8 protein-coding genes are annotated in these 8,807 nt (G+C 48.7%); all 8 read left to right on the top strand.

Annotated elements, in window-relative coordinates; translation table 11 throughout:
• Positions 1-73: 73 nt before the first annotated feature.
• The 8 genes from ABF463_RS12945 to ABF463_RS12910 all read left to right on the top strand — a co-directional run bounded on the left by ABF463_RS12945 (position 74) and on the right by ABF463_RS12910 (position 8,610).
• Positions 74-1,024, top strand: a complete 951-nt coding sequence (locus ABF463_RS12945; protein ID WP_415534193.1) for a sugar ABC transporter substrate-binding protein — start codon at positions 74-76, stop codon at positions 1,022-1,024.
• A gap of 92 nt (positions 1,025-1,116) precedes the next feature.
• The gene (locus ABF463_RS12940) at positions 1,117-2,625 is read left to right on the top strand and encodes a sugar ABC transporter ATP-binding protein (RefSeq protein ID WP_415534191.1); all 1,509 of its coding nucleotides are present in this window, start codon (positions 1,117-1,119) and stop codon (positions 2,623-2,625) included.
• Positions 2,615-3,703 (top strand): ABC transporter permease, encoded by a 1,089-nt coding sequence (locus ABF463_RS12935; protein ID WP_415534189.1) that lies wholly within the window; start codon positions 2,615-2,617, stop codon positions 3,701-3,703. Before ABF463_RS12940 ends, ABF463_RS12935 begins: the two co-directional genes overlap by 11 nt.
• Positions 3,704-3,782: 79 nt before the next feature.
• Positions 3,783-4,256 (top strand): heme-degrading domain-containing protein, encoded by a 474-nt coding sequence (locus ABF463_RS12930; protein WP_415534187.1) that lies wholly within the window; start codon positions 3,783-3,785, stop codon positions 4,254-4,256.
• 84 nt (positions 4,257-4,340) lie between these two features.
• A complete protein-coding gene (locus ABF463_RS12925; protein ID WP_415534185.1) occupies positions 4,341-5,087 on the top strand; it encodes an SDR family NAD(P)-dependent oxidoreductase in 747 nt (248 codons plus the stop codon).
• A gap of 131 nt (positions 5,088-5,218) precedes the next feature.
• Entirely contained in the window at positions 5,219-6,892 is a 1,674-nt protein-coding gene (gene araB, locus ABF463_RS12920) for a ribulokinase (protein ID WP_415534183.1), read from the top strand.
• A 111-nt stretch (positions 6,893-7,003) separates the two neighbouring features.
• A complete protein-coding gene (locus ABF463_RS12915) occupies positions 7,004-7,696 on the top strand; it encodes an L-ribulose-5-phosphate 4-epimerase (RefSeq protein ID WP_415534181.1) in 693 nt (230 codons plus the stop codon).
• A 71-nt stretch (positions 7,697-7,767) separates the two neighbouring features.
• Complete coding sequence (locus ABF463_RS12910; protein WP_415534179.1) at positions 7,768-8,610, top strand: aldo/keto reductase; 843 nt, start codon at positions 7,768-7,770, stop codon at positions 8,608-8,610.
• Positions 8,611-8,807 lie beyond the last annotated feature (197 nt).

The following is an 8,807-nucleotide window of genomic DNA, read 5'->3' as shown; positions in this document are numbered from 1 at the left end:
GAATTTATATAATAGAACCATAGACCAATGCACAATTTCTAAATTAAATTTATTAATAGGAAGAAGGATTCTTATGAAAAAAATTCTTGCGGCATTGCTCTCTGTCGTCATACTGGTGGGAATGACCACCGGATGTGCAAGCGGTGGTTCAGCCGACAAGTCTAGCAAAAAGCACTACACTTTCGGATTCACGGCGTTCACCATGAATAATCCATTTATTACTTATCTCAATACCACGTTAAAACAGCAGATAGAGAAAAACGGTGACAAACTGATCACAACCGACCCGGCGCAGGATCCGCAAAAACAAATTGACCAGATCAATGATCTGATTTCGCAGAACATCGACGCACTTTTCCTTTGCCCGGTCGATGTCAAGGGCATTGCTCCAGCTTTGGCAGCTTTAAAAGCAGCAAAGATACCAGTCATCAATTATGACACCGCGGTCAGCGACTTGTCGAGTGTTGACACCTATATTACCACCGATAATTTCAAAGCCGGGCAGGAAGTCGGGGAGGATATGGTCAAGCGGTTCCCACAGGGAGGCGATATCATCGTTTTGGACACCCCAACCCTTGAGGCCGTCACCAACCGCATCAACGGCGTAAAAGATGCCATCAAAGGTCACAATTTCAAAATTGTGGCGGAGCAGAACGGACAATGCAATATCCAAACCGCCATGCAGGTCACCCAGGATATTTTGCAGCAGCATTCCGATGCCGTCGCTATCGTGGGAGGCAATGACCCGATGGCGCTGGGTGCCCTCTCCGCCGTCAAAGCGGCCAACGCGACCAAACCGGTCATCTATGGGATTGACGGTTCGCCGGATGCCAAGCAGCAGATTGCGGCCGGCAGCCAGATTGTTGGTACGGCGGCGCAATCACCTAAGAATGAGGCGCTCACCTGTGCGGAGACAGCATACAAGATTCTCAAGGGGCAAGCCTTTGAAAAGAGAATCAACATTGCGCCCACGTTGATCAATAAAGACAATCTTTCACAGTTTGGCACAAATAGCTGGCAATAAGCAAACAATTGTTTTGAACGCAGTGCTGAGATTTTACAGCGGATGTTTGTCCGGACTGTATTATTTCGGAAGGGAACTTGGGGGTGAAGGCTTTGAGTGAAGTATTACTCGAAATGAAAAATGTCAACAAATATTTCCCGGGCGTACATGCACTGAAAGACGTTAATTTTGATTTGAAAAGCGGCGAGGTTCATGCCCTTCTTGGAGAAAATGGCGCGGGAAAATCAACGCTGATCAAGGTGCTTGGCGGTATTTACAACATCGACGAAGGCGAAATCTATATTCAAGGTGAAAAAAGGTGCATTGATAGTGTGCAGGCTGCTAAGAATCTTGGCATTTGCATCATCCATCAAGAACTGGTGCTGGTTCCGTACCTGACCGTTGCGGAAAACATCTTTCTCGGGCGTGAATTTTCCGATCGTTTCCGCTTTTTGGATAAGGAGAAAATTTTTGAGGAAGCGCAGAAGCTGCTTGAAAAATACGGGATGGATGTCAGCCCAAAAGCGTTGGTTGCCAGCCTGACCATCGCACAGCAGCAAATGATCGAGATCATTAAATCCATTACGGACAGCACCAAGATTCTGGTAATGGACGAACCGACGTCTTCTTTATCCGAAAAAGAAGTGCAGTCCATGTTCGCTACTATTCGCAGTTTACAAAAGCGCGGCGTAGGCATCATCTATATCTCTCATAGAATGTCCGAACTGTTTGAAATATCCGACAGGATTTCCATTCTGCGCGATGGGCAGTACATTGGTACCCGTGTCACCAAGGAAACCAATGAGGACGAACTGGTTAACATGATGGTCGGGCGGAATCTGTGCAGTTATTACACCCGCACGTACCATGACACCACTGAGGACGACATTATTCTCAAGGTGGAGCATCTTTCCCATAAGGGTGTTTTCCACGATGTCAATTTTAGTGTGCGGAAAGGCGAGATTCTGGGTTTTTCGGGTCTGGTCGGCGCGGGGCGCTCGGAAGTGATGCGGTGTGTCTTTGGTATCGACCAGTATGATGAGGGCGATATTTTCATCAACGGCAAAAAGGTCGTTATCAAGAATCCGAACGACGCGATGGCGCATGGAATCGCGTTGGTACCGGAGGATCGGAAAAATGAAGGGCTGTTTCTGGTGGAATCTGTTCGCTACAATGTATCGTTCCGCGTGATGGAGCAGTTCATCAAAGGCTGTACGGTTAACAATAAAGTGGAATCGAAGATTGTGGATTCCTATATCAAGGACTTGACGATCAAGACCCCTTCCGCCCGTCAGAAAGTGAAGAATTTGAGCGGCGGCAATCAGCAGAAAATCGTGATCGCCAAATGGTTGGCAACAAGGCCGAAAGTGCTGATATTAGATGAACCGACCCGTGGCGTGGATGTCGTGGCAAAATCGGAAATTTACAGCATCATCAATGAACTGACGGCACAAGGCGTTGCCATCATCATGGTGTCATCAGAATTGCCTGAAATTATCAATATGTGCGACCGTGTGGTCATTATGAGCAAGGGCTCCGTTACCGGGCATCTTGATAAAGAGACACTCACGCAGGAAAAAATCATGCGGTGTGCGATTGGAGGGAATGTCAATGTTGGGTAATATGAAACTGTTGAATAATATGAATCTTCTATTAAACCGTAAAAACGCTCCATCGGCTGCCGCCGCGACAGGAACTCTGGATGGAAGACCCGGTGGCTATAATGGAAAATCTCTTTTGCGCAATTCTGAAAATCCCTTTCTCGCCTATTTCAAAGAGAATCTTGGTATCCTGATTGGTTTTGTGGCTATCTGCATCATTATGTCGTTTCTTTCGCCAGTCTTTTTGACCGGTCGAAACATTCTGAATGTATTACAGGCAACATCCAGCAATTTGTATCTTGCCTGTGGCATGACCATGGTCATCATCCTTGGCGGCATTGATCTTTCTGTCGGCTCTATCATTGCGATGTCCGGCGTTGTTGCTAGTATTTCCTTGGCATGGGGGCATCTGCCTCTGCCGGTCGCCATACTCTTCGGCGTTGGCTCCGGACTTGGAATCGGCATGTTCAACGGAATCGTTACGGCCAGAACTACCATTCCATCCTTCATTATCACGCTGGCTACCATGAATGTGGCGCGCGGCATTGCATATGTTGCCACAAAAGGGCAGCCAATCAGTGTGATGTCCCCTTCCTTTACCTTTATTGGCGCGGGCAGTTTCCTTGGCGTCATTCCCATGCCGATTATTTACATGGTCATCATTTTCCTTTTGGCCGAGATTATCCTGAACAAAACCAAATTCGGACGGTATGTCTATGCCATTGGCGGCAATGAGGAGGCAGCAAAGTTCTCCGGCGTCAAAACTGGATGGGTGGCGTTCCTCACCTTTTCTTTCAGCGGCCTGTTGGCAGGTATCGCAGGTGTTGTGCTTGCTTCCCGTATGTTTTCCGGGCAGCCAACATCCGGCACCGGCGCCGAGATGGATGCCATCGCCGCGGTCGTACTTGGCGGCACGAGCATGAGTGGCGGCGTTGGCAAGTTGGGTGGTACCTTGATTGGTGTACTGGTTATCGGTGTGCTGAACAATGCGCTCAATCTGCTTAATGTAAATTCTTTCTGGCAATATATTGTAAAAGGCGTTGTGATTCTCATCGCCGTGTATACAGATTATATTAAGAGGAAAAAAGCGGCGTTCTGAAAGCAGAAAATAGAACAGATTTGTTTATTCAAACCGTTATATACGGCCGACGCTGTGGCGTCATGAAGGAGAGGCAGGTATGAGCAGTAACGAAGAATTGTTGCAGGTGGCTGAAAAAGAAGAACAGGAACTTCAATTTGAGCATTTTGATAATGAGACCGCGTTGCAACTGGGGCTTCTGTTCGTGAAAAAAGCCAAAGCGGCACATTTCCCGGTGACAATTGATATAGCAAAAAACGGGCAGCAGCTTTTTCATTATGCTTTTGCGGGTACATCGCCCCACAACGACTTGTGGGTTCATCAAAAAAACGCTTTGGTAAATCGGTATTTTATCAGTTCCTTCCACCTGCGTGCCAAGAACGCGGTGGCCGGTCCGATTCTGGAAGATGAATATCACGTCGCATTTCCGTATGCGGCGAATGGAGGTTCTTTTCCTTTGATTATCCGCAATGCAGGTGTTGTGGGCACTATTGCGGTATCGGGTCTCAAACAGGAGGAGGATCACGCGCTGGTCGTGGACGTTGTCAGGGAGTTTTTAAACCGGATTGCGTAACGCGTACATACTACGGGTCGGGTTACACTTTATCCATTTTAGAAAAGTAAACAGATATTTGTAAAAACGAAAGTGGGGTTTATTATGTTTTCATTTGACGGAAAACTCGTTGTGGTCACAGGCGGTGAAAAGGGCATTGGAAAAGGCATCGTAAAAGTCTTTGTAGAGAACGGTGCAAAAGCGGTTATCCTTGGCAGGAATATCGAGGCGGCAGAGAAAACAATTGAAGAATTGGGCAAAGACAAGGTTGGCTTTATTCAAACCGATATCAGCGATGCCGACGCAGTATCCAAAGTGCCCGACATCATCGAGAAACAGTTTGGTTTAACTGATATTCTCATCAACAACGCCGGCATCGTGTCGCTTGGAAACGTGACGGAAACGTCGATTGAAACATGGGATCAAGTGATGAACGTCAATCTGCGGGGTACATTTTTGACCACAAAATATCTGATCCCGCATATGCTCAAAAAGAAGAAAGGTGTTATTGTCAACATTGCTTCCGAAGCGGGCCTGAGTGCCTTCAAGAATCAGGTCGCCTATAACACGTCCAAGGCGGCGGTCATCCACTTTACAAAGAGCGTGGCGGTGGATTATGCCAAAGACAACATCCGCGCCAATATCGTTTGCCCAGGCACGACTTATACCCCGTTGGTACAAGGACTGATTAAGAGCGGTGTCCGTCGGGAGGATATGGAGTCCATCCGTCCGCTGAACCGGTTGGGCGACCCGTCAGAGATCGCAAACGCGGTGCTGTGCCTGTCCAGCGATGAACTGTCGTATGCGACCGGCGCAGTGCTGAGCATCGATGGCGGTTATACCATTCAATAAAAACCGGACCAACCCCGGACGCTGTACAAATCGGCAGGGGGGCGGATAAAGGATTCGTCCCCGGCACTTATTTCAACACAGCTTGCAGAATCGACGGGGTTGCGCGTTCGGAACAAAAGGAGTTGAGCGGGATGCCCAAATACACAATCGGCGTGGATTATGGCAGTCTTTCAGGGCGCGCGGTTCTGGTGAATGTGCAGACCGGTGGGGAAGTCGCTTCCTCCGTTTATGAATACCCGCACGCAGTGATGGATACCAATCTGCCGGATGGCACACCTCTGGGGCATGACTGGGCACTGCAAGATCCGCAGGATTATCTTGATGTGCTGGTACATACCATTCCCGCCGTCCTGCTGGAATCCGGCGTATCCAACGAGGATGTTATCGGTATCGGCACGGATTTTACAGCCTGTACGGTTTTGCCGGTTAAAGCGGACGGAACCCCCTTGTGTTTCCTGCCGGCCTATCAAAATCGTCCGCACGCGTATGTGAAGTTGTGGAAACACCATGCAGCGCAAGATAAGGCGAATCGATTGAATGCGATTGCGATGGCGCGCGGTGAAAAATGGCTGCAAAACTATGGTGGAAAAATTTCATCGGAGTGGACTTTTCCTAAAATATGGCAGATATTGGACGAAGACCCGGAAATCTATGAGGAAATGGATCGCTTCATAGAGGCGGCTGATTGGATTATCTGGCAGCTCTGCGGAAAAGAAACGCGCAATTCCTGCACAGCGGGCTATAAGGAACTCTGGAACAAAAAAACAGGATTTCCGCCCGATTCATTTTTCAAGGCACTGAATCCCCGATTGGAGCATGTGATAGACGAAAAGTTTTCCCGTTCCATCTTACCGCTGGGTACCTGCGCGGGTACGGTTACGCCGCAAGCGGCCAAGCTGACCGGCCTGAAAGCAGGCACTGCGGTCGCGGTGGGAAACGTGGATGCGCATGTGTGCGTACCGGCGGTCGGTATTGACGGCCCAGCTAAGATGTTGGCCATTATGGGCACCTCGACTTGCCACATCATGATGGGTACCGAGGAACGTCAGGTGCCGGGCATGTGCGGTGTGGTGGAAGACGGCGTGATGCCGGGGTATTTTGGGTATGAAGCCGGGCAGTCCTGTGTCGGGGATCACTTTGCATGGTTTGTGAAGAACAGCCTGCCGGCGGCTTATTTGGAACAGGCTGAACAGGAACAGAAAAACATCCACCAGTTTTTACGGGAAAAAGCGCAAAAGCTGAAGCCCGGTGAGAACGGTCTGCTTGCGCTTGACTGGTGGAACGGCAACCGTTCGGTGCTGGTGGATGTGGACTTAACCGGTCTGCTCCTCGGTATGACGTTGCAGACAAGGCCGGAGGAAATCTATCGGGCTTTGATAGAAGCAACCGCTTACGGTACCCGCATGATTATTGAAAATTATCGGGAAAACGGTGTGCCGGTGCGGGAGTTCTACGCATCCGGCGGTATCTCACAAAAAGATCCCATGACCATGCAGATCTACGCCGATGTCATCAAGATGCCAATCAAAATTGCCGGCTCCAGGCAGGGTCCGGCGCTCGGCGCGGCAATCTTCGCCGCGGTAGCTGCGGGTGGCGCGGCGGGCGGTTATGAAAATGTGTTTGCTGCAGCCAGAAAGATGGGTAAGATCAAGGAGAAAATCTATTATCCCATCCCTGAAAATACGGCTGTCTATGACAAGCTGTTCGCAGAATACCGCACTTTGCATGATTACTTTGGACGCGGCGCCAATAATGTGATGAAGCGGCTCAAGGAGATGCGCAAGTACATTGGAGCTGAATGTTGAGCATGTTTATGGGAAATGCGTCAATTTGGTGGAAACCTATGAATGACAGGCAAATCTTTCTGCTTGTACACGGATCGGTAAATTTGCACAGAACAGGAAAGAAGGGCAGATATGCTGGAAAAATTGAAACAACAGGTTTGGGAGGCAAATCTGTTGCTGCCCAAATATAAATTGGTGGTGTTCACTTGGGGCAATGTTTCCGGTATCGACCGAAAGACAGGGTTGATTGTTATCAAGCCGTCCGGCGTACCATATGATCGGCTCAAACCGGAGGATATGGTCGTTGTTGATTTGCAAGGAAGAAAGGTCGAGGGGGCGCTGAGTCCGTCGTCGGATACGCCGACACACTGTGTATTATATCAGCGCTTTCCAGACATAGGCGGGGTGGTGCATACGCATTCTCGCTGGGCGACAATCTGGTCGCAGGCAGGACGGAGCATACCCGCGTATGGCACCACGCATGGGGACTATTTTTACGGGGATGTTCCCTGTACACGGCCGATGACGGCGACGGAAATTACGGGGGAGTATGAAAAAGAGACGGGCAATGTGATCGTAGAGACATTTGAAGGAAGCAATCCGAATGACATACCGGCTGTGTTGGTGCGGTCGCATGGCCCCTTCACATGGGGCAAGGATTGTTTTGAAGCCGTTTATCATTCGGTGGTTTTGGAAGAATTGGCCATGATGGCATGGCATACCGAAAACCTGACTGCTGTTTCAAAGAAAACGATGTCGCACGAACTGCTCGACCGACACTTTTTGCGTAAACACGGCCCCCACGCGTATTATGGGCAAGCATAAAAAACCATGGGATATTGTAACATCATCCGATTTTAAATTCATACATCAATAGGTCGAGGAGGATATTAATCATGGTAGAAAACGTTTTGGAATGGACTTTAAACGATGGGCTGAAAGTGCCTGCCGTTGGCTTTGGAACTTATCAGTTAAATGGCGCGGACGGTGTGCAGGTAATAAAGGGCGCGATTGAGGTGGGCTATCGACTGCTCGACAGCGCTTTCAATTACGAAAATGAGGGTGCTGTCGGGGAAGCAGTCCGTCAAAGCGCCGTACCGAGAGAAAAGTTGTTGATTGTATCCAAACTGCCGGGACGTCACCATGCTTATAAAGAGGCGATTGCAACCATCCAGGAGTCGTTATACCGGGCCGGATTGGATTATTATGACGTATATATGATTCATTGGCCGAATCCCAGTGTGAATCTGTATGTTGAAGCGTGGCAGGCTTTGATAGAAGCCAAAAAACAAGGGCTGATCCGATCCATAGGGGTTTGCAATTTTCCGTCGGAATACATAGATCGCTTGATAAAAGAGACAAGTGTGAAGCCAAGCATCAATCAGATTGAACTCCATCCGTATTTCAACCAGCAAGAGCAGCGTGCTTGGAATGCGGCGCATGATATTGTAACAGAATCGTGGAGCCCATTGGGACGGGGGAACAATTTACTGAAGAATGAAAAAATTGTTGCAATAGCCGCTGCGCACAAAAAATCAACTTCACAAATCGTTTTGCGCTGGCATGTGCAGCTTGGAGCAATTCCGATTCCCAAAGCGTCCTCACAACAGCATCAATATGATAATTTGAATATTTTTGACTTTGAATTGTCAGAAGAGGAAATGGGCGAGCTTCGCGCACTCTCTTGTGCGTCTGGCCGGACCTACAACCAGGACCCGAAAGTATACGAAGAATTTTAACGGATTCCCAGTGAAACGTTCTATCGTAAAAAAATACATCCCTGTACCGGAACAAATCTTCACCCGCATAGCGGGTGTTTTTTTGTATGACGAAAACCTCCGGTTATATCGGGGATTCAAAAAACTTTAACGATGAAACATTGGCAAGCAAATGCCCCATTTGATTATATCGGCAGCTTTGGTCGTTTATTGAGTAC

The organism is Ethanoligenens sp. (assembly GCF_047718355.1).
Lineage (GTDB): Bacteria > Bacillota > Clostridia > Oscillospirales > Ethanoligenentaceae > Ethanoligenens.
This window is presented reverse-complemented; position numbering and strand designations above follow the sequence as displayed.

What these genes read in the sequence shown, in the direction of transcription:
- ABF463_RS12910 (WP_415534179.1), top strand. Translation starts at nt 7,768, where the DNA reads ATGGTAGAAAACGTTTTGGAATGGACTTTAAACGATGGGCTGAAAGTG.
- ABF463_RS12945 (WP_415534193.1), top strand. Translation starts at nt 74, where the DNA reads ATGAAAAAAATTCTTGCGGCATTGCTCTCTGTCGTCATACTGGTGGGA.
- araB (WP_415534183.1), top strand. Translation starts at nt 5,219, where the DNA reads ATGCCCAAATACACAATCGGCGTGGATTATGGCAGTCTTTCAGGGCGC.
- ABF463_RS12930 (WP_415534187.1), top strand. Translation starts at nt 3,783, where the DNA reads ATGAGCAGTAACGAAGAATTGTTGCAGGTGGCTGAAAAAGAAGAACAG.
- ABF463_RS12935 (WP_415534189.1), top strand. Translation starts at nt 2,615, where the DNA reads ATGTTGGGTAATATGAAACTGTTGAATAATATGAATCTTCTATTAAAC.
- ABF463_RS12925 (WP_415534185.1), top strand. Translation starts at nt 4,341, where the DNA reads ATGTTTTCATTTGACGGAAAACTCGTTGTGGTCACAGGCGGTGAAAAG.
- ABF463_RS12915 (WP_415534181.1), top strand. Translation starts at nt 7,004, where the DNA reads ATGCTGGAAAAATTGAAACAACAGGTTTGGGAGGCAAATCTGTTGCTG.